Annotated in this window: 14 protein-coding genes; 6 read left to right on the top strand and 8 right to left on the bottom strand. The window is 68.1% G+C overall.

Annotated features, from left to right (window positions below; genetic code table 11):
- Positions 1 to 15 precede the first annotated feature (15 nt).
- Both KDB89_RS13125 and KDB89_RS13120 read right to left on the bottom strand, forming a co-directional pair.
- Complete coding sequence (locus tag KDB89_RS13125; protein WP_255556461.1) at positions 16 to 2,814, bottom strand: DUF1156 domain-containing protein; 2,799 nt, start codon at positions 2,812 to 2,814, stop codon at positions 16 to 18.
- 103 nt (positions 2,815 to 2,917) lie between these two features.
- Positions 2,918 to 6,325 (bottom strand): helicase-related protein, encoded by a 3,408-nt coding sequence (locus KDB89_RS13120; protein WP_219081767.1) that lies wholly within the window; start codon positions 6,323 to 6,325, stop codon positions 2,918 to 2,920.
- Positions 6,326 to 6,677: 352 nt separating this feature from the next.
- Here KDB89_RS13120 and KDB89_RS13115 point away from each other — a divergent pair, with 352 nt between their 5' ends.
- Both KDB89_RS13115 and KDB89_RS13110 read left to right on the top strand, forming a co-directional pair.
- The gene (locus KDB89_RS13115) at positions 6,678 to 7,664 is read left to right on the top strand and encodes a hypothetical protein (RefSeq protein ID WP_219081765.1); all 987 of its coding nucleotides are present in this window, start codon (positions 6,678 to 6,680) and stop codon (positions 7,662 to 7,664) included.
- Positions 7,619 to 9,118: a DEAD/DEAH box helicase gene (locus KDB89_RS13110; protein ID WP_219081764.1), complete on the top strand. Its 1,500-nt coding sequence runs from the start codon at positions 7,619 to 7,621 to the stop codon at positions 9,116 to 9,118. Before KDB89_RS13115 ends, KDB89_RS13110 begins: the two co-directional genes overlap by 46 nt.
- 157 nt (positions 9,119 to 9,275) lie before the next feature.
- Here the strand turns inward: KDB89_RS13110 and KDB89_RS13105 are convergent, their stop codons facing one another.
- The 6 genes from KDB89_RS13105 to KDB89_RS13080 all read right to left on the bottom strand — a co-directional run bounded on the left by KDB89_RS13105 (position 9,276) and on the right by KDB89_RS13080 (position 15,024).
- Positions 9,276 to 10,265 (bottom strand): ABC transporter ATP-binding protein, encoded by a 990-nt coding sequence (locus tag KDB89_RS13105; RefSeq protein ID WP_219081753.1) that lies wholly within the window; start codon positions 10,263 to 10,265, stop codon positions 9,276 to 9,278.
- Entirely contained in the window at positions 10,262 to 11,062 is an 801-nt protein-coding gene (locus KDB89_RS13100) for an ABC transporter ATP-binding protein (protein WP_219081751.1), read from the bottom strand. The genes KDB89_RS13105 and KDB89_RS13100 overlap by 4 nt, the downstream gene beginning before the upstream one ends.
- Positions 11,059 to 11,919: an ABC transporter permease gene (locus KDB89_RS13095; protein WP_219081749.1), complete on the bottom strand. Its 861-nt coding sequence runs from the start codon at positions 11,917 to 11,919 to the stop codon at positions 11,059 to 11,061. The genes KDB89_RS13100 and KDB89_RS13095 overlap by 4 nt, the downstream gene beginning before the upstream one ends.
- A complete protein-coding gene (locus tag KDB89_RS13090; RefSeq protein WP_219081747.1) occupies positions 11,916 to 12,881 on the bottom strand; it encodes an ABC transporter permease in 966 nt (321 codons plus the stop codon). Before KDB89_RS13090 ends, KDB89_RS13095 begins: the two co-directional genes overlap by 4 nt.
- Positions 12,882 to 12,919: 38 nt before the next feature.
- Complete coding sequence (locus KDB89_RS13085) at positions 12,920 to 14,431, bottom strand: ABC transporter substrate-binding protein (protein WP_219081745.1); 1,512 nt, start codon at positions 14,429 to 14,431, stop codon at positions 12,920 to 12,922.
- Positions 14,432 to 14,592: 161 nt separating this feature from the next.
- Entirely contained in the window at positions 14,593 to 15,024 is a 432-nt protein-coding gene (locus tag KDB89_RS13080; protein WP_219081743.1) for an OsmC family protein, read from the bottom strand.
- A gap of 323 nt (positions 15,025 to 15,347) precedes the next feature.
- Between KDB89_RS13080 and KDB89_RS13075 the strand changes: the two genes are divergently transcribed.
- From KDB89_RS13075 to KDB89_RS13060, 4 genes are all read left to right on the top strand, one after another.
- On the top strand, positions 15,348 to 16,712 hold the full coding sequence (locus KDB89_RS13075; RefSeq protein WP_219081741.1) for an ISL3 family transposase: 1,365 nt from the start codon (positions 15,348 to 15,350) through the stop codon (positions 16,710 to 16,712).
- A gap of 193 nt (positions 16,713 to 16,905) precedes the next feature.
- Entirely contained in the window at positions 16,906 to 17,982 is a 1,077-nt protein-coding gene (locus KDB89_RS13070; RefSeq protein WP_219081739.1) for a branched-chain amino acid aminotransferase, read from the top strand.
- A gap of 214 nt (positions 17,983 to 18,196) precedes the next feature.
- Positions 18,197 to 19,351, top strand: a complete 1,155-nt coding sequence (locus KDB89_RS13065; RefSeq protein WP_219081737.1) for an LLM class flavin-dependent oxidoreductase — start codon at positions 18,197 to 18,199, stop codon at positions 19,349 to 19,351.
- A 471-nt stretch (positions 19,352 to 19,822) separates the two neighbouring features.
- Positions 19,823 to 20,416: a CE1759 family FMN reductase gene (locus tag KDB89_RS13060; RefSeq protein WP_219081735.1), complete on the top strand. Its 594-nt coding sequence runs from the start codon at positions 19,823 to 19,825 to the stop codon at positions 20,414 to 20,416.

Raw genomic sequence — 20,416 nt, 5'->3', positions numbered from 1 at the left:
TGTAGGGGTGGTGGTTCATTCTTCTCCGTCGAAGTCCAGCTGGCCCTGCGACGAGTCGGAGCGGGCAGCGCCGCGCGCTGCGTCGAGGATCTCGGGCCAGCTCGTCACGAGGTCGTTGTTGCTCACAGCGTCCCTCGTCCAGCCGTTGAGTTCGGCGACGCGGAACAGCAGGTGGGCGAGTTCCTTGATCAGGTCAGCCTCCACCGTCACGTCCGATCTGTGCAGAGCTGCGGCGAGAAACGCTCCGGCTCCGCCCAGGCCGTCGGTCTCGAGCACTCGGATCAGGTGTTGGAGGACCTCCCAGGTGCTGACGCTCGGGTCGGTCGCCACGTCGTAGGCAGGGCTCAGATCTGCGGGGCGGATGAGCTGCACCTTCCCGGCCCGGCTGGTCAGGATCCCGGCGCGGTCCAGCGACTCGACGGCTGTGTTGCGGGCTCGTGCGAGGTTGTCGGCGTCACCGAACCTGCCTGTCTCGTAGCCGTGTTGGCGGTACCAGGCGATGGCGAAGCGGGTGGGCGCGTCGAAGTCGCCTTCCTGTTCCGCAAGCACCTCGTCGAGAGTCTCGTTGATGCGGGCGAGGGCCGACCGGACCGTCATGGCGGACCCGTCGGCTTCGAGGACCGTCGAATAACGGGAGAACACCGCCATGCCGGGGCCGATGGCGGCCTGCGGCAGGTCGACGGGGGCGATCTGGCCCTGCTGCAGCTTCCGCAGGGCGTCGGGGAGTTCCGAGCGCAGCGCGGCCAGGAATCCTCGACGATCCGTAGAGGGCGCGTCTTCTGGGCGAGGTCGCAGTGCTAAGACGATGGAGGAGGCCAAGGCATTGGTGCCAACCGAGATCATTCGGCCGCTGCTCTCAGTGCGGACCGGCCAGGTCGCCGTGATTCGCCACCCCGACTGAATCATCCCCTCGAGGAGAGTCTCCCAGCCGGACGAGGCGTCCCCATCGGCGGACGAGTCGGCCTGCTTGAAGGCGTAATAGACGGCGATGGGGTAATTGGGCACTGCCACCACGCGGGCCCTCGCAAATACCTGGCGGAAACCGTCCTCGAAAAACGCCTTGGCACCGGCTTTGCCTCCGTGCCGATATGGGTTTGCCACGAGTTCTTCCTGTTTGGGTACCAAGACAGTCCCGAAGAGATCTGGCTGGATACTTGAGAGCGTCCGTCGAAGCCAAACGTAGAAGAAATCCGAGAGATCTGAGTATCCGATGTTGTCGTAGTAGGGCGGATCTGTTGACAGCAGGGCCTCTTCTTTGACTGCTGAGATCGCGTCTTCCTGAAGAGCTGTCCCCAGCGGGGAAGAGGGTAACGACTCGACCGCTCGAGCGACTGCTCCGGCCATGCGGGAGATCGATCCCGAACTGTCGAAGAAGGGGTTTCCTTCTCCGAAGTCCCAAGCCATTGGAAGCGCCTGGCGAGCAAAGACGTTGCGCAGGATCTCCATTTGGGGGTTGCTCGCCCAAGTCGTCAGGGAGGAAGAGTAGTCAGAGAGGCGGCTAACAACCAGCCCAAGGTAGGTGGCGACGGCGTCGGCGTAGGCCTCGGCCCCAGCAGGTGCGTCGGGGGGCATGCCGTCCAGGCGTGGGCCTGCGGTGTGGCCGGCGGCCAGCGCATCCGCCAGCACCCTCTCCCTCGCCTCGCCGACGAGGTCGCTGAACGTTGTCAGCGCCACCAACTGCCGGTTCGTGAACAGGTCAGCAAACTCTGTTAACCCATAGGCGGGAGGCGAGAACCACCGGGGGTTTGTTGCGATCGTGCCAGCAATAGTCTCGGAAGGTGGGTCGATGAGTGCGGCTTCGCTCTGTGCCTTGTTAGGCGAGAGGTAGTGGCGCCGACGGCTTCCCTCGGCTACGACGGCCATGAGGGCCTGGTTCCCTCGGCCGGCGGCCGTCTCGTCGCGTACATACTGCGTTGCCACAGCCGCCCCGCAGGCGATACAGACGGCGCCCTTTCGGCCTTCCATCGTTCCATCAGAAGTGTTTCGTGGAGCGTTTCCTGCATCGTGGCCGATGTCGAATTTCACGCGCTTGCCGCTCGGATGGCTTGGGTCGGCGACGACGCTCGGAACGACGTAGGCCTCCTTGCCCTTCTTCTTGCCCAGCCACCAGCTGCGGACCAGCGGCATCTCGATGCCGCACGCGGGGTTGGGGCAGGTGACGGTGCGGGCCCAGATCCAGGCGATCACGGTGGCCTGCGTTCCGTCGGAGAGCGTGGCCTTGGGGTACAGGTGCCCGATCCTCCGGAAGGCCTCGTCGCGCATCCAGGCGCCGTAGCTGCGGACGTCGTCGGCGAGCCCCTCGGCGCCTCGCCAGCCGCCGCGCGTGTCTGCCTGGCCGGGGAAGACGGGCTTCCAGTCGCGGAACCTGGGCGGGATCTCGATGAGGGCCTTGTTGATCAGGACCGCGACGGGGTTCAGGTCAGAGGCGTGGGCCTCCAGCCCGAGGCGCTGGGCCTCCAGCGGGATGGTGCCGCCGCCGGCGAAGGGGTCGAGAATCGGGGGGGGGGTGCCGTTTGTTGAGGCGAGGATCTCCGCGCGGGCGGCATTCATCACGTCCTCGTTGCGGACGTTCTCCCAGACCACCATGTCCTCGATGATCCTGTGCAGGCGGGCGCGCTCGGTGGCCTGGGCTTCCTCTGTGGGGAACCGGTCGGGGTGCGAGGAGGGGTCGTCGACCAGTTGGGCGAACAACACGGCGCGGGCGGTCGCGAGGGGGCGCCGGGCCCACCACAGGTGCAGGGTCGACGGGTGGCCGTGCCGGATGGACTTCTCCCTGGCCGATTCCCTGTTGATGGCCTCGAGGGGGAGTGCCACCTCGATGAGCTTTCGCTTCTGCACGGCTGCGTTGACCTCTTCGTTCTGGCCGCCCGCGTGGGCGGGGTGTCGGGTTCAGGCTATCGGGGGTCGGCGGGTCTCGTCAGAAGGGGGTCCGGCCTTTGGCCCAGACCTTCGCGAAGTCGCCTCGGATGCCAGTGGCATCGAAGCCGCCGAGCTCCGTGGTGGCGAAGGGGTCGTCGAGGTAGCGGACCTCGTCGTGCGCAGGTCCGGCCTGGCTGACCTTGACCAGGGCGAGCCGGTAGCGCGGCGCGGTGTTCTTCCCGGTCAGGACCTCGGAGTGGCTGATGAAGAAGTCCTTCGCACCTTCGATGCGGGCCTTGACCTCGATGTGGATCCGGGAACCGTCGGGGAGCCCGGAGAGGATGTCGAAGCCCTCGTTGTTGAAGGACTGTTCCACGGGGTTGCGGCCCAGCTTCCGCTCCTGGGCCATCACTAGGTCGACCCCGCGGCGCTCGACGGTCTTCGTCTCCTTGGCGTGGATGGGGGCGTCGGCCGGGATGTCCCCTTCGACCATGTCGATGGGGAGGACCAGCGCGGCGGCCTCGAGGCGAGGGGGCTTCGCGGACATCTGAAGCTGGCGGTCTATGACGTCCAGACGGTCGCGCAGGCGGTGGTCCAGCTCCACGGCCTTGCGGTGGAGGCTGTCCGAGGAGTCCCGCGGCCGCTCGCCCGCGCGTTCCTTCTCGGCCGCGACCGCCGCATCGAGGAGGAGACGCTCGCTCTCACTCGTGAGGCGCTCGGTGACGAGTCGTCGGGTCTTCTCCAGTTCGCGGCTGCGGCCGGGCACGACCTCGGCGAGGTAGTTGGACGAGTGGTCGGAGATGATCCAACTCTTCGCGCGATCCTCCGCGTCGGCGAGCCAGGGCAGGCTCCGGGCCTGCGCCACGACGGGCGAGTCGGGGGCTGCGACGCAGTCGAGATAGGGCGCCGGCCCGGCCGGCTGCACTTCACCCTCGGGCGTGACGAAGACATAGCGGAATCGGCGGGCGATGGTCTCCCCGGTGGCGTCGCTGACCTCCTCGGTGACCCCGACCATGAGCGTGGGCGCATCGATGGTTGCCGAGACCAGGACCGTGCCTGTGTTGAGGGCTCCCTGGAAGAGTCGGATCGTCTGCTGCATGACCACGTCGTGGAGGGCGTGGCCGGGGGCCAGGAGGTCGGCGCGCTGGGTCCCGGCGTCGACCAGTTCGAGGTCGAACGTGACGCGGTCGTAGCGCGTGGCGACAGGCGCCTTCGCGTGGCTGCGCAGCGACTGGGGGACGTTGGTGATCTCGAACCGGCCCTTCTCCCTGCGGACGATCCGTCCGCCGAGCCGGGTGAACGCCTCACGGAAGGCCATCTCGATGTAGTGGGGCTGGAGCCGGCGGGCGCGGGCATCGTCCATGGCGGCGCGCAGTGCGTGCAGGTCCGCGTCGGCGAGGCGGTCGGCGGCGAGCGCGCGCTCGTTCATCAGGTCGACGAGCCCGTCCCCGACGCTGGCGTCGATGACCTGGTGCATGCGCTCCCGGATGTCCGGGCGTTCGCCGTACCGGATCGCGTCCTGCAGGAGTTTCCGCAGGGGGGTCTCGGTGAACGACTCGCCCAGGACGTCGAAGACCTTGCCGCCGTATGTCTGACGCATCTGGTCGAGCTTCTCGAGCAGCCGCGTGAACACCGCACCCTCGCGGGTGTTGCTCGCCACGAGGTTCCACAGCCGGCAGACCTCCGTCTGCCCGATGCGGTGGATGCGGCCGAACCGCTGCTCGATGCGGTTGGGATTCCAGGGGAGGTCGTAGTTCACCATGAGGTGTGCGGCCTGGAGGTTCAGACCTTCGCCCGCGGCGTCTGTGGCGACGAGGATCTGACAGTTGGCGTTCTTCGTGAACTCCTCCGTGATGGTGCGGCGCTGATCGCGCGGGACGCCGCCGTGGATCGCGACGACGGCGTCGGGGCGTCCGATGAGCGACCCGATGCGCCGCCTGAGGTACTCCAGCGTGTCGCGGTGCTCCGTGAAGATGATGAGCTTGCGGGGGCGTCCGCTGGCATCGGACGAGAGAGCGTGCTCCTGCACGATGGTGGAGAGCTCGGACCACTTCCGGTCGGTGCCGGAGCTGCGCACCCGCTGGGCCAGGGCGAGGAGGGAGCCGAGTTCAGCCAACTCGGCGTCGAGCTCACCGATTGTCCTGGCAGCAGTCGCCTCATCGAGGAGTTCCTCCTCGACCGTCTCCAGTTCCTGGGCCGTGAAGTCGTCGGAGTCCAACGAGTCCAAGTCGACGGTGATGGCCTTGGCGGCCGTGCTCCCGTCGATCAGTTCCTGCCGTCTGTGCTGGAGGCGTGCGATGCGCCGCCGCAGGCTCTGGTAGATCGCCTCGGGGCTGGAAGCCAGGCGGCGCTGCAGCACGGTGAGTGCGAAGCCGACGGTGTTGCGACGCTTGTCGTCGAGCTTCTCGGCGCGGTTCATGCCCTCGCGGACGTAGTGGGTGACCGACTCGTACAGGTCGCTCTCAAGGTTCGTCAGCGTGTAGGGGACGGTTTCGGCGATCCGCTGGGGGAACAAGCTCCTGCCCTCGAAGGTGAGGAGGTCCTCCTTCACCATGCGACGCATGATCCCCGCCGTGTCGACGGAGGTGGCGCGTCTGCCCTCGAAGCGGTCCTTGTCCAGGAGCGTCAGGAAGAGCTGGAAGTCCTCCTCCTTGCCCGAATGCGGGGTGGCGGTCATCAGGAGCAGGTGCCGGGTCAGGCTGCCGAGCAGTTCGCCGAGCTGGAAACGCTTGGTCTTCTGCAGCTTCCCGCCGAAGTAGTGGGCGCCCATGCGGTGCGCCTCGTCAACGATGATGAGATCCCACTGCGTGTCTGCGAGCTGCTTCTGCAGGTCCTCGTTGCGGGAGAGCTGGTCCATCTTCGCGATCAGGAACGGGTGGGCCTCGAACGGCGACACGTTGGGCTGCGCGTCGGCCATCGAGGGGCTCAGGATGTCGAAGCGGAGGCCGAACTTGAGGAACAGCTCGTCCTGCCACTGGCCGACCAGCCCGCCGGGAGCGACGATCAGGCAGTGCTTGACGTCGTTCCGGAGCACCAGCTCCTTGATGTAGAGGCCCGCCATGATGGTCTTGCCAGCGCCCGGGTCGTCGGCGAGGAGGAAGCGCAGCGGGCCGCGGGGCAGAAGCTCGCCGTAGACCGCGCGGATCTGGTGCGGCAGCGGTTGTACGTCACTGGTGGCGACCGCCAACATGCGGTCGAACAGGCCGGCCAGGGAGATCCGCTGCGCCTCTGCGGCGAGCTTGAAGTCTCCGGCGGGGGCGGTGAAGGGCCTGGATCCGGACCCTGAAGGGCGGAGTCGGTGCTCGTCGCTTCGGAACACCAGCTGCTGGTCGAGGCTGCCTGACCTGGTCTTGAAGGTGAGCTCCACCGTGTCCTTGCCGTGCCACTGGGCCGCGACGATGGTGACTGGTTCGTTCGGGACCACCCCGTCGATCCGGTTACCGGCCTGGATCTGCTCGAGTCGCACTGCCTGTGTCCTCCGTCGTTGGTCGTCCGCAGCTTCGAGAGCGCGCACGAGCCCCGCCCTTCGTCAGTAATCTAGCGCCCACAACGGGGGATGTTGCGGTCGGCGACGGAAAGGCAATGTGTCCATGGATCAGGCGACGCGTGAACGCGGTAAGGCTGCCGCAGCCCAGATCGCTGACTGGAGCTTACGCATAGCCGCCGCCCGTCAGGCACGAGAAGGCCTCAAGCAGGGCGCCTTGGCTGCCAGGTCTGACCTTCGTGCGCGCGTAAGGAACTCTGCGCCCACATCTCCTGCCTGGGCTCTTCTCCCTCTGCGCGGCCCGAGTTCCCCGGAGATCGGTCTGCTGGCGGGAGTGAATCAGCTCCGTCCGCTGCGGGCCGCGGACGAGCGGGCGGTCGAGTGGGTGGTCACTGAGGGTGTCCGGCTCGCTGAACATGCCCGACCGGCATGGGGTATCAAGAGGCTGTTCCTTTCGAGAGCGAACCGCAGAGCTGCGGAAGAGGCGGTGACGGCGCTCGTGAAAGGCGTTGACGGAGCCCGCTCTTCCGGTGTGGAGTCCGCTCTCAAGGCCTTGCGGAGTGTCCCGGATGTCCGTCGTGTCTCGCCCGAGCAGGCACTCGATCCCAGCGTCGGCCTGGCGGAGGTGCTCCAATGCCGTCCGAGCGAGCTGCGCCTCTACCAGCGGAAGGACTTCAAGACCCACATTGAGGCAGCGAAGGCACTGGAGAAGGCCTTGGCGGGGGTCGAGGCCCTGCGTAAGGCGGCCGTGGAGGCGGGCAACGCCCTACGGATCGCGGAGGTGCACAGACTCCTCGACGAGATGCCCGTCGAGCGTCTTCGCGAGGCCACCGCAGGACGTCTCAACCTGGGTGCCCTCGAACAGGCTGGCCTGACGACGGTCCAGAGTGTGCTTGATGCTCGGAGATTTCTCGAGCAGATCCCCGGCATCGGACCAACCAGTGCAGTGCGGTCAGTGGGTGCGGCGCAGAACATCTGGCACACGACCCTCGAAGACATGCCCTGCCGGATCGACGTCAAGCGTCGCACCGAGGAGGCCTCGTCCTTCCTGCGGGCCGTCGCTGCCTGGGACACCGCACGTAGGAGCGCAGGGGACGACGGGCAAGCGCATGGGCGCGACGTGCGTGCGATGCTGGCCATGCTGGGTGATGAGTTGGGAGAGCCTTCATCGTGTGCTCCGGCAGCGCGTCAGCAGGAGCCTTTCCCGCAGCTGCTGATTCGCTTCGAAAGCGTGCAGCGCCGCTCCTCGGTGGTGCCGAGAGGCCGAACAAGGACGTGTGGAAGGACTTCCTGGCTCGTCCGGCCGACTACTTCGCGCTGATTTCGGAGCTCGGATTCAACACCGAAGACGAGGCGAAGACCCATGGTGATATCCCTGTCGAGATCATCGAGGCAGTGAGGAAGGTCGAGCTCGATATCACCTACTTCACGGCGAACCTCCGTGGGTATCAGCAGTTCGCGGCGCGCTTTGCCATCGCGCAGGAGCGGGTGATCATCGGGGATGAGATGGGCCTCGGGAAGACCGTCGAAGCCATCTCGGTGCTGGCGCATCTGCGCGCCAAGGGCGAGTACTTCTTCCTCGTGATCTGCCCTGCCGCGGTGGTGACCAACTGGGTGCGGGAGGTCCGCTCCAAGTCGAGACTCACCCCGCACAGGCTCCACGGCCCCGGGCGCGACGATGCCCTGAGCGCCTGGGTGCGTCGTGGAGGCGTGGGCGTCACCACGTTCGAGAGCCTGCGGTGGCTCGAGGGCGAGTGCGACCTGGACAAGGTGCCGTTGGGGTGTGTCATCGTCGACGAAGCCCACTACATCAAGAACCCCGCAGCCCAGCGCACCACGCGGACCCTTGCGATCCTTGAACGAACGAGGCGCTCGATCCTCATGACGGGCACACCCATGGAGAACCGGCTGGATGAGTTCCGCACCCTGGTGCACTACGTCCGTCCCGATCTCAACACGTTTGGTGCGGGAATGTCGGCCAGGAAGTTCCGACGCCAGGTGGCACCCGTATACCTTCGCCGGAACCAGGAGGATGTCCTGCGGGAGCTGCCGGAGCTGGTGGAGGTTGACGAGGTCCTCCCCCTGTCGGTCCACGATGCTGACCGCTATCGGCAGGCGGCGATCGACAGCAGTTTCATGGGTCTTCGGCAGGCCGCGATGCTCGAGGGTAGTCGCTCCATGAAGATGCAGCGACTGCTGGAGATCGTGCAGGAGGCTGAACAGGATGGGCGGAAGGTCATCGTCTTCTCGCACTTCCTCGCGGTGCTTGAAGAGGTTGAAACGTTGATACCGGGGAAGACGTTCGGGATCCTGAGCGGGCGTGTCTCTCCTGTTGACCGCCAGCGGATGGTCGATGACTTCACGAAGGCCAAGGGAGGGGGGGTGCTCATCTCGCAGATCATCGCCGGCGGCGTCGGGCTCAACATCCAGGCCGCGTCGGTGATCATCATCTGCGAGCCCCAGATCAAGCCGACGACCGAGTGGCAGGCGATCGCACGAGCGCGTCGGATGGGCCAGCTCAACTCGGTCCAGGTGCACCGGCTCATCTCGGAGGAGGGCGTCGATCAGCGCATCACGCAGCTTCTTGCCGAGAAGGCTCACCTGTTCGAGGCCTTCGCGCGCGACAGCGACATCGCCCAGCACGCGCCCGAGGCATACGACGTGTCGGAGGCGGACCTGGCGCGCGACGTCGTCGCTGCTGAACGTGAGCGGCTGCTGTCGAAGCCGACGTCTCCGGTCAGGTCGGACGAGGGCGAGGAGTTGCCCGTCGCCTGACCGCATCGATGAGCAGATCCTCCTGCTCGTCGCCTGACCGCTTCGATGAGCACATCCTCCTGCTCGTAGCGGCAGGCAACGTTCACATCGCGATTTCGCGCGACGACAAGTGTGTCGTGCTCATCGCGGCCGGCGGGGGAGGGGCCGGGCGGGGCGGTCAGGCGGTCGGGAGGGTGGCGATGGCGGAGATCAGCTGCGCGGTGTAGGGGTGTGCGGGGGAGTAGAGGACCTGCATGGTGGGCCCCTGCTCGACGACCTCACCGTCCTTCAGTACGACGGTGTCGTCGCACAGCGCCGCGACGACGCTGACGTCGTGCGACACCATCACCACCGACAGGCCGCGGCCGCGGCGGAGCCGGTCCAGCAGGGCGATCACGTCGATCCGGGTGGTCACGTCGAGTGCGCTGACGGGCTCGTCGGCGATCAGGATCGCCGGGTCGGTGACCAGCGCCCGGGCGATCGCGATCCGCTGCCGCTGACCGCCGGAGAACTCGTGCGGGTAGCGCGCCAGGGTGTCGTCGTCGAGGCCGACGTCGGCCAGGGCGTCGCGGACCTTCTGCTTCGCCGCGGCGCCCGACGCGATCCCGAGTGATGCGAGCGGCTCGCCGACGATCCGGTCCACGCGCATGCGCGGGTCCAGCGATGCGTACGGGTCCTGGAAGACGGGCTGCACCGCGCGGCGCAGCGCCCGGACGCGGGCTGCGCCCCGGAGCTCCTCGCCGTCGAACAACACCCGACCCGAGGACGGCCGTAGCAGCCCCAGCAGCAGGTTCAGCGTCGTCGACTTGCCCGATCCCGACTCGCCGACGATCCCCAGGCTGCCGCGCACGGCGAACGTCGCATCGCGCAGCGCCGGGGCCGCGGCGCCGCGGTAGGTGAACGTCACACACTCCAGCGCCAGCCGCGGGGTCTGGCCGGCGGCCGACGCGCGCGGCTGGTTTCCACCCACTCGGCCCGCACCGCCTCCTTCGCCGGGGCTGTCGTCGGTGGGGCTGACATGGGCCTCGACGTCGCCGCCGGCCTGATGCCCGGTGGCTGCACGGCTCGGTCCAGCGATCTCGCTGCCCCCGATGGGAGACGGGGTGACAAGGGGCTCGGCGTTGCCGATGGGCTGGTCGGGCGGTCCCACGGTGGGCTCGCCGGTCATGGCAGTTCTCCCGTCGCGAGGGCCTGCTCCAGCGCCCGCGCGCTGGCCACCAGCGACGCGGTGTACGGGTGCTGCGGGCGGTTCACCAGGTCGACGATCGGACCCTCCTCGACGACGTGTCCGTGCTGCATGACCAGCGCGCGGTCGACGATGCCGGCGACGACGGCGAGGTCGTGGCTGACGAAGATCAGCCCCATCCCGCGCTCCTCGCACAGCCGACGGATCAGGTCGAGGATCTCGGCCTGGACCGTGACATCGAGGGCGGTGGTGGGCTCGTCGGCCAGCAGGAACCGCGGCTGACAGGCCAGGGCCATCGCGATCGCGACCCGCTGCCGCTGGCCGCCGGAGATCTCGTGCGGGAAGGACCGGACGGTGCGACGGTCGTCGGGCAGCGACACCTCCCGCAGCGCGGCGCGGACCGCCTCGTCGAGCTCTCCTCCTCGGAGCCCCCGGTGGCGGGCCAGCGGCTCGGCGATCAGGTCGCCGACGCGGGTCAGCGGGTCGAGCGCGGTGGCGGGCTCCTGGAAGACGATCGCCGCCTGGGCGCCGCGCAGCGTGCGCAGGTCCGCGGGGCGGGCGCCGACGACCTGCGTGCCGGAGATCTCGACAGACCCGTCGGCCACCAGCCCGCGGGGCAGCAGGCCGAGCAGCGAGAAGATGGTCACCGACTTGCCGGAACCCGACTCGCCGATGATGCCGAGCCGCTCGCCCGGCGCCAGGCTGAACGACAGCCCCTCCACGAGCCGGCGCCCTGACGTGGCCAGCGAGATACTCAGGTCGCGTACCTCGATGCTCATGCGCGGGTCCTCCTCGTCGGGTCGAAGCGCTCGCGCAGCCCGTCGGCGAGGAAGTTGGCACCCAGCACGATGGCGACGATCATCACGCCCGGCGCGATCGCCGCCCACGGCGCGTTGAGCACGGTGGCCTGCGCGCCCTGCAGCAGCCGGCCGAGCGACGAGTTGGGCGGCGGGACGCCCAGGCCCAGGTAGCTCAGGCTCGCCTCGGCGAGGACGGCGGTGCCGAAGATCAGGGCCGCGGTGACGACCAGCGTCGGCCACATGTTCGGCAGCAGGTGCAGCCGGATGATCCCGAACCAGCCGGTGCCCGACGTGCGGGCGGCGGTGACGAACTGCTGTTGCAGCAGCCTCTTGGCCAGGATGCGGGTGAGCCGGGCGACGACGGCGGAGGCCGCCAGGCCGATCGACCACACCGCCGACGTCAGGCTCGCGCCTTGCGTGGCACCGATCAGCATGGCCAGCAGCAGCGTCGGGAACGCGATCACGACGTCGAGCAGCGACGATGCGACGTCGTCGAGCCAGCCGCCGAGGAAGGCCGCCGCCGTGCCGAGCACCAGCCCGACGACCATGGCGATGACCGCGCTCGACAGCCCGACGGTGAGCGCGATGCGGGTGCCGACCATGACGTAGCTGAAGGTGTCGCGGCCGAGTTTGTCCGTGCCGAGCCAGTGCTGGGCGCTGGGCGACTCGAGCCGCGAGCCGGAGGTGTCGGACAGCTCATACGGCAGCCAGACCAGCGAGACGAGCGCGACAACGGTGACGAAGGCGAGCAGCACCACGCCGATCGTGAGCGACGCGGGCCACCGTCGACGGTGCGGCCGCACCTCGACGATCGTGCCCGTCACCGACGCGCTCATGCGTGGGCCCCCGAGAGGCTGGAGCGGAGCCGCGGGTCGACGACGCGCTGCACGATGTCGGCGGCGAAGCCGATCACCAGCACCAGGAACGTCGTCACGAGCAGGACCCCCTGGATGGACGGGTAGTCGTGGGTCTCGATGGCCTTGGTCAGCATCGACCCTAGTCCGGGCAGCGTGAACACCGACTCGACGACGACGGCGCCGAGCAGCGTCGAGGCCAGCTCGATGCCCAGGATGGAGATGACGGGCACCGACGCGTTGCGCACGCCGTGTCGTCGGAACGCCTCGCCCGGCGTCGCGCCGAGGGCCTGGGCGTTGCGCAGATAGTCGCTGTCGAGGACGTCGAGCACGGCCGAGCGCACGTAGCGCACGAGCGAGGCGGTCATGACGATCACGATGGTGCAGATGGGCAGCAGCAGGGACCGCAGCGCGTCGAGGGGGTCGGCCCAGTCCTCGCGGGGGAAGCCGCCCGACGGCAGGAGCCGCAGCGTGAGCGCGAACACCCACACCAGCAGGATGCCGATCCAGAACACCGGCACCGCGATGCCGACCTGCGCGACGGCGGCGACCGCCACGCCCAGCCGGGTGTGGGAGCGGACCGCCGCGTAGTAGCCGAGCGCCGCCGCCAGCACGACCGAGATGACGAACGAGATGAGCGTCAGCGGGATGGTCACGCCCAGCCGCGAGGCGATCTCGGGCAGCACGGCCGTGCCGGAGGTGAACGAGGTGCCGAGGTCGAGGCGCGCCACGTCGCCCACCCAGTTCAGCAGCTGCGTGCCGATGGGCTGGTCGGAGCCCACCTGCGCGCGGGCGGCGGCAATCTGCTCGTCGGTCGCGTCGAGCGACAGCAGCGCGTTGGCCGGGTCGCCCGGCAGCACGCGCAGCAGCAGGAAGATCAGCAGCATCGCGGCGGCGAAGCTGAGCAGCAGAAAGGCGGTGCGCCGCACCAGGTAACTAGCCACAGGTGGGCGCACCGCCTTCCGTCATCGGGTTCAGGATGTCAGGCCTTCTCGATGTTGTACACGTAGAACTGCGAGTTCAGGCCGTTGACGGGGAAGCCGGTGACGTCGGAGGAGGCGACGACGATCTGCGGGTACAGGTACAGCCAGTTGCTGGCGGCCTCGGTCGCGATGATCTCGTTGGCCTTCTTCAGGTCCTCGGTCTGCTCGTCGGTGGTCTCAGCCTGCTCGGCGGAGGCGACGAGCTCCTGGACGTCGGCGTTGTCGTAGCCCCAGTAGAAGTCGGGGTTGGCGTACCAGACGACGTCGCGGTCGTTGACGTGCTCCTGCAGCGTCGCCTCGAAGTCGAGGTTCTGGTAGACGTCGGTGTACCACTCGTCGGCGGTGATGACCTTGATGTCGACGGTGATGCCGACCTTCGCCAGCTCGGACTGCAGGAACTCCGCGACCTCGGGGTGCGGGTCGTAGTTCGGGGTCGAGAGCGTGAAGGAGAACCCGTCGGCCAGGCCGGCCTCGGAGAGCAGCTGCTTGGAGAGCTCGGGGTCGTACGGGTTCACGGAGGTGAGGTCCTCGTACCACGGGTCGGTGGGGGGAACCATCGAGCCGATCAGCGTGCCGCGGCCGTCCCAGATGGCGTCGAGGAGCTTCTCGCGGTCGAGGGCGGAGTAGATGGCGCGTCGGACGCGGGAGTCGTCGAACGGGGCGACGCGGTCGTTGAAGGCCAGCAGCTCCTTGGTGGTGGAGGTGCCCTCGGAGATCGTGAAGTCCTCGTTGTTCTCGAACTGGGTCAGCGAGTCGGGGCTCTGGATGCTGGTGATCAGGTCGATCTCGCCGGTGAGCAGCGCGTTGGACTCGGCGCTCGCGTCGGTGAAGTAGTGGAAGGTCACGCGGCCGTTCTTGGCCGGGTCGCCCCAGTAGTCGTCGTTGCGGACGAGGCTGAGCGTGCTGCCGCGCTGCCACTCGTCGAACGAGTAGGGGCCGGTGCCGTCGGCGTCGGTCTTGGCGTCGGCGAGGTCCGGGTTCACGATCCACACGTAGGCCATCAGGTACGGGAACGAGATGGAGCGCTGCGAGAGGGTGAAGGTGACGGTGGAGTCGTCGGTGGCCTCGACGTCGGAGACGACGGCGTAGCTGGACTTGCGCGCCGCCTGGGAGTCGTCGGCCGTGACACGCTCGAAGCTGGAGACGACATCGTCGGCCGTCAACTCCTTGCCGGAGTGGAACTTCACACCGTCGCGGAGGGTGAAGGTGTAGGTCAGGCCGTCGTCGCTGACCGAGTAGTCCTCGGCGAGGAGTGGGGTGACGGAGCCGTCGTCGTCGAGCTTCATCAGCGACTCGTAGACGTTGCCGCTGAACGCCTCGGTGACGCCCTGGCCGCCGGCGTCGACGTTGCTCAGGTTGCTCGGCTCGTACAGGGACCCGACCTCGATCGAGGCGGCCGTGTCGGCGGGCGCGGAGGTCGTCGCGTCGCCGGTTCCTCCGCCGGCGCAGCCCGTCAGCAACAGGCCGGCGGCCAGTATTCCTGCGAGCGATGGGGCGAGGCGGAGTCTCATGTCACGTCCTTTGGTCGGGGCTGGCGCCGGGTGGCGTCAACGCCTGACAACCACCGGAGCGCCAGATTGATTCCCGTTGTGTGGAGCTTTTTCGTCGGGCGCCCTGTGAAGCGACCCCTGTGTCGCTATTCTTCGCCGCTGCGCGCTGGGTCGGCCCCGGCTCAGTCCTCCGACAGGCCCATGGTCACGGGCGTGCCGGCCTCGACGGTGCGGGAGACGGTGCAGAGACGGTCGTGGGAGTCCTGGACGGAGCGCGCGAGGATGCGTCGGGCGCGGTCCCCGTCCTCGCCCTCGGGGAAGCGGATCGTGAACGTCACGTCGATGGCGTCGAGCCGATTGCCGGACTCATCCTTCACACGGTCTGCGGTGATGGTGGTCGTGAACACGTCGGGCTCGGCGCGACGGTGGGTGAGCATGTCGACGTCGATCGCCGAGCAGCCCGCGATCGCGGCCATCATCAGCTCGACGGGGGTGAACTCGTCGGTCTGGCCGGTGCCGATCGGCAGCGTGCCGCCGCGGGAGTTGGTCGCCTCGTAGCGCAGCGGGCCGAGTCGATCCAGCGTCACCTCGGTGGGGTTGCGGGTCTCGGACATGGATCCTCCTTGGGTCGTGAGACCCCACCTTAGGGCGGGTCTGGAGTGGCAGGGCCCGGCAGGTATCCGGACGGGAGGGTTGCTGGGCGGCCGGGCCGCGGGCCGTTCCGCCCAGGCTTCCCGATGGATCGGTGGCAGGGTTCCGTGCACAACTATGCCCAGAGCGGCAGCGCTGCTCCTATGTTGCAGGGCCGGCGGAATGCGCATTGTTGTGGCTCTTGTGTCGGATGTGTGGGTGTCCGGCGGGGCTGGATGTGGAGCACACCGCTGTCCGGCTAGGTTCTTTGCTGTCAAAGGCTTCAAGAACTAGAGCGGATAGCGGTGTGCAGAGCTCAATCTTATGGCGTCGGCTGCTGGGTGTCGATCACACGATCATCGAGGACGTTGATCTCGATGATCAGGCCGGGGTGCTGGTGTGTCGTGTGCGGCCTGCGAAGCGGGCGAGGGGCAGGTGCGGGATCTGCCGCCGACGTTGCCCGGGCTATGACGCTGGTGGGGGTCGACGACGTTGGCGGGGCCTGGACCTGGGAACCATGAAGGTGTTCCTCGAGGCCGAAGCGCCGCGCGTGTCGTGCCGTGTCCATGGGGTGGTGGTCGCCTCGGTGCCGTGGGCCCGTCACGGGGCTGGTCACACGTACGAGTTTGATGCTCAGATCGCGTGGCTGGTCACTCAGTGCTCGAAATCGGCTGCCTCTGAGTTGATGCGGATCGCGTGGCGCAGTGTCGGCAGCATCATCGAGCGTTACTGGAATGACCTGTCGAAGGAGCAGGACCGGTTCGCGGGGCTGCGGCGGATCGGTATCGATGAGATCAGCTACAAACGGGGCCACAAGTACCTGATGGTGGTTGTTGATCATGACACCGGACGGCTGGTGTGGGCGGCCCCGGGTCGGGACCGTGAGACCCTCGACGGGTTCTTCTCCCGACTCGCCGCATCGGGTCAAGCCGCTGGTCAGGACCGGCTGGCCATGATTTCGCATGTCACTGCCGATGGGGCCAGATTCATCCACGCCGCGGTGAAACGTCACTGCCCGCAGGCGGTGATCTGTGCCGACCCGTTCCATGTGGTCAAGTGGGCTGGCGAGGCCCTCGACACCCTACGTCGACAGGTCTTCGACCACGCCGTGATGCAGGCGCTCGGGTACTCCGGTTTCGGCGGTCTCGACACCCTACGTCGACAGGTCTTCGACCACGCCCCCGGCAGACGTCGCACCGATCAGGCAGGCCGTCGTCATCGAGCCACCGGTGATGCCCAGGCCATCAAACGAGCCCGCTACTCACTCTGGAAGAACCCCGAAGACCTGACCGAGAACCAACGCGTGAAACTGGCCTGGATCCAGACCAGCCACCCCTCCCTGTTCCGCGGCTACCTGCTGAAAGAAGCACTACGCACCGTGTTCAAAGTCGATCCCGCCGAAGCACCCGCCGCGCTCGAGGCCTGGATCGGGTGGGCGAGACGCTGCCGCCTGCCACCGTTCGTCGAGCTGCAACGCAAGATCTGCACCTACAAGCACTCGATCCTGGCCGCCATCGAACACGGCCTCTCCAACGGCCGCATCGAATCGGTCAACACCAAGATCCGGCTGATCACCCGCATCGCGTTCGGCTTCCACGGCCCCGAACCCCTCATCGCCCTAGCCATGCTCAACCTCGCCGGCCACAAACCCCGCCTCCCAGGCCGAGACTGACCCACACATCAGACAGGAGGGCCATTGTTGTGCACGGCACTCCGGCCGGGACACGCCGGGGACGCGGGCTGGGCCTGACATGTGCAGGGCCGGGGTCGCCGACGCCGCGCGGGCACCGTTCGCGCGCGCGCAACCCGCCGGGCGCGGATGGACGAGGACCGGGGCGTCCGACGGGCCGGGCTAGCATCGCGGCATGGCTGAGTTCTCCCTCACGCGCACCACGCATCCCACCTCCCCTGCGGTCCGTCAGGCCGCCCTCGCCGACCCCGGTTTCGGGCGCCACTACGTCGATCACATGGTGGTGATCGACTACGTGGAAGGTGACGGTTGGCAGGACCCCCGGATCCTCCCGATGAGCGACTGGTCGCTGCACCCCGCGGCCGCCGTCCTGCACTACGGGCAGGAGATCTTCGAGGGTCTGAAGGCATATCGTCGCGACGACGACTCCATCTGGCTCTTCCGCCCCGACCGCAACGCCGCCCGCTTCGTGAACTCCGCGAGGCGTCTCGGCATGGCCGAGCTGCCCGAGGACCTCTTCGTCGAGGCCGTCGAGCGCATCGTCGCCCTCGAGCGCGACTGGGTCCCCGCGGGCGAGAACGAGCAGAGCCTCTACATCCGCCCGTTCATGATCGCCAGCGAGGCGCTGCTGGGCGTCCGCGAGGCGAAGTCGTACCGCTTCTCCGTCATCTGCACCCCCGTCGGCCCGTACTACTCGGAGCCGGTCAAGCTGTGGATCACCCCGAACTACACGCGCGCAGCCATCGGCGGCACGGGTGAGGCCAAGTGCGGCGGCAACTACGCCGCGAGCCTCGTCGCGACCGAGGAAGCCTACGCAAACGGCTGCGGTCAGGTGCTGTGGACCGACGGTGCCGAGCACAAGTGGGTCGAGGAGTGCGGCACGATGAACGTCATGTTCGTCACCGCCGACGGCGAGCTGCTGACCCCGTCGCTCGGCTCGATCCTCCCAGGCGTCACGCGCGACTCGATCCTCAAGCTGGCCGACGCCCACGGTCTGAAGGCCGTCGAGCGCCCCATCTCCGTCGACGAGGTTCTCGACGGGGTCGAGTCGGGCCAGATCGCGGAGGTCTTCGCGTGCGGCACGGCGGCCGTCGTGACGCCGATCGTCGGCTTCAACTCGCCGCAACGCGGCGTCGCGGTCGTCGGCGACGGGCAGCCCGGCCCGAAGACCGAGGAGATCCGTCGCCACCTGGTCGACATCCAGTTCGGCCGCGCCGAGGACACCTTCGGCTGGACCCGCAGGGTCTGCTGACCCCGCTCCGTGGCCGACCTCGCCGTCGGCCCCCGGGGCCCGGATGAGCACGACACACTTCTCATCGCGACGGGGAACGTTCACATGGGCGTTTTTCGACGATGACAAGTGTGTCGTGCTCATCGCGTGCCTGCTGACCCCCGGGTGCCGCACCAAGGGAATAGTTGAACAGTCAACAATGTTGTAGGCTGGTGACACCTTGAAGGAGGTCACCATGCAGTTCGGCATCTTCAGTGTCGGCGACATCACCACCGACCCGACCACCGGTCGCACGCCCACCGAGCACGAGCGCATCAAGGCGACTATCGCGATCGCGAAGAAGGCCGAGGAGGTGGGCCTCGACGTCGTCGCCGTCGGCCAGCACCACAACCCGCCGTTCGTCGCGAGCTCCCCGACGACGACGCTGGCCTACATCGGCGCCCAGACCGAGCGCATCATCCTCTCGACGGCCACCACGCTGATCACCACCACGGACCCGGTGCGCATCGCGGAGGACTACGCCACGCTGCAGCACCTCGTCGACGGCCGCATGGACCTCACGATGGGCCGCGGCAACACCGGCCCGGTGTATCCCTGGTTCGGCAAGGACATCCGCGACGGCATCGCGCTCGCCGTCGAGAACTACGCGCTGCTGCACGAGCTGTGGCATAGCGAGGTCGTGAACTGGGAGGGCAAGCACCGCACCCCGCTGCACGGCTTCACCGCGACCCCGCGGCCGCTCGACGGCGTGGCCCCGTTCGTGTGGCACGGCTCGATCCGCTCTCCCGAGATCGCCGAGCAGGCCGCCTACTACGGCGACGGCTTCTTCCACAACAACATCTTCTGGCCGCCGAGCCACACGCGTCGCATGGTCGACCTCTACCGCCGTCGCTTCGAGCACTACGGGCACGGCTCCGCCGACCAGGCGATCGTCGGCCTCGGCGGGCAGGTGTTCATGCGGAGGAACTCGCAGGACGCCGTCCGCGAGTTCCGCCCCTACTTCGACCACGCCCCCGTCTACGGCGGCGGCCCGACGCTGGAGGAGTTCGCGAAGGAGACCCCGCTGACCGTCGGGTCGCCCGAGCAGGTCATCGAGCGCGTCCTTGGGTTCCGCGATTACGCAGGCGACTACCAGCGCCAGTTATTCCTGATGGACCACGCCGGACTGCCGCTCAAGACCGTCCTCGAGCAACTCGACCTGCTCGGCGAGGAGGTCGTGCCGGTGCTGCGCAGGGAGTTCGACGCTCTCCGCCCCGCGCACGTGCCGGACGGCCCGACGCACGCGGCCCGGGTCGCGGCCGCCGGCGGCCCCAAGGCGGCGGGCGAGCAAACCGAGCCCTCCGTCGACAAGTGGACCGGCACCCGTGCGGAGGACGCGAATCACCTCTGACCGTCGGGCGCCGACCTCCCGATGTCGCGCGAGCCGCAGGGCGGGTCGGCCCGCCTCGGCTCTGCGGACGTCCGGCTGGGGTCGTTTGGGTGGCGCGGCGTCGCGCGTGGAGTCGGCGCGCGGTGTCCCGCGCCGCTGACGAAAAGCGGGCATCGGTCGATTCTGGTCGCCGGACCGGGGAGAATCGACCGCTGCCCGCTTTTCGTCAGCGTGAGGGGTGGCGGGCGTTGAACGATTCTCGTCGCAGGACCGGGGAGAATCGGGCACTGATCGATTTTCGACGGTGGATGGCGCCCGGCGCGCGCGCCTCGAGGCGTGTCGGGGCGTGTCGCGAGACGGGCGGCGACGCTGGTGCGGGGATGGCGAGACGGGGCGTTCGAAGTGTGCCGAAGCGAGGCCGCTCCGACGGAATGATTGAACAGTCAATTATGTTGTACAGTATTGAAGTCAAGCCACAGTGAGGAGTCAACCATGGCCAGCATCGTCGTGATCTCCGGCGGACTCGGATCGCCCTCGAGCACCCGGGTGCTGGGCGACGACATCGTGGTCCACCTGACCGATGCACTCGCCCTGCGCGGCGAGGATCTCGAGAGCCGGGTCGTCGAACTCCGCGAACTTGGGCATCCCATCGTCGACGCCATGCTCACCGGATTCCCGACGGGGGAACTGGCCTCCGTCGTCGAGGCCGTCGCCTCCGCCGACGCTCTGGTCGTCGTCTCCCCGACGTTCTCCGCGTCGATCAGCGGTCTCGTGAAGAGCTTCTTCGACATCCTCGAGCCCGACACCCTGCGCGGCAAGCCCGTCCTGATGGCCGCGACCGGCGGCACGGAGCGCCACTCGCTCATGCTGGAGTTCGCGATGCGACCGCTGCTCAGCTACCTCGGTGCGCTCCCCGTGCGCACCGCGGTCTTCGCCGCCACGGCCGACTTCGGCGGCCCCGGCGCCGCGTCCCTGAGCCGTCGCGTCGCCACCGGCGCCGACGAGCTGGCCGACGCCCTCGCCCACACCGCCCCGCGCCCGGCCGACGACGGGTTCGTCGAATTCGCGACCCTGCTGGGACGATGA

The sequence above is a fragment of the Tessaracoccus palaemonis genome (assembly GCF_019316905.1).
In the GTDB taxonomy this organism is placed as follows: domain Bacteria; phylum Actinomycetota; class Actinomycetes; order Propionibacteriales; family Propionibacteriaceae; genus Arachnia; species Arachnia palaemonis.
The sequence above is the reverse complement of the archived record's forward strand: the minus strand, read 5'-3'. Positions and strand labels throughout refer to the sequence as shown.

Bases quoted from the DNA above. Each gene is read 5' to 3' on its own strand.
- KDB89_RS13060 (WP_219081735.1), top strand. From the start codon at position 19,823: ATGGCCAGCATCGTCGTGATCTCCGGCGGACTCGGATCGCCCTCGAGC.
- KDB89_RS13065 (WP_219081737.1), top strand. From the start codon at position 18,197: ATGCAGTTCGGCATCTTCAGTGTCGGCGACATCACCACCGACCCGACC.
- KDB89_RS13095 (WP_219081749.1), bottom strand. From the start codon at position 11,919: ATGAGCGCGTCGGTGACGGGCACGATCGTCGAGGTGCGGCCGCACCGT.
- KDB89_RS13070 (WP_219081739.1), top strand. From the start codon at position 16,906: ATGGCTGAGTTCTCCCTCACGCGCACCACGCATCCCACCTCCCCTGCG.
- KDB89_RS13100 (WP_219081751.1), bottom strand. From the start codon at position 11,062: ATGAGCATCGAGGTACGCGACCTGAGTATCTCGCTGGCCACGTCAGGG.
- KDB89_RS13080 (WP_219081743.1), bottom strand. From the start codon at position 15,024: ATGTCCGAGACCCGCAACCCCACCGAGGTGACGCTGGATCGACTCGGC.
- KDB89_RS13105 (WP_219081753.1), bottom strand. From the start codon at position 10,265: ATGACCGGCGAGCCCACCGTGGGACCGCCCGACCAGCCCATCGGCAAC.
- KDB89_RS13085 (WP_219081745.1), bottom strand. From the start codon at position 14,431: ATGAGACTCCGCCTCGCCCCATCGCTCGCAGGAATACTGGCCGCCGGC.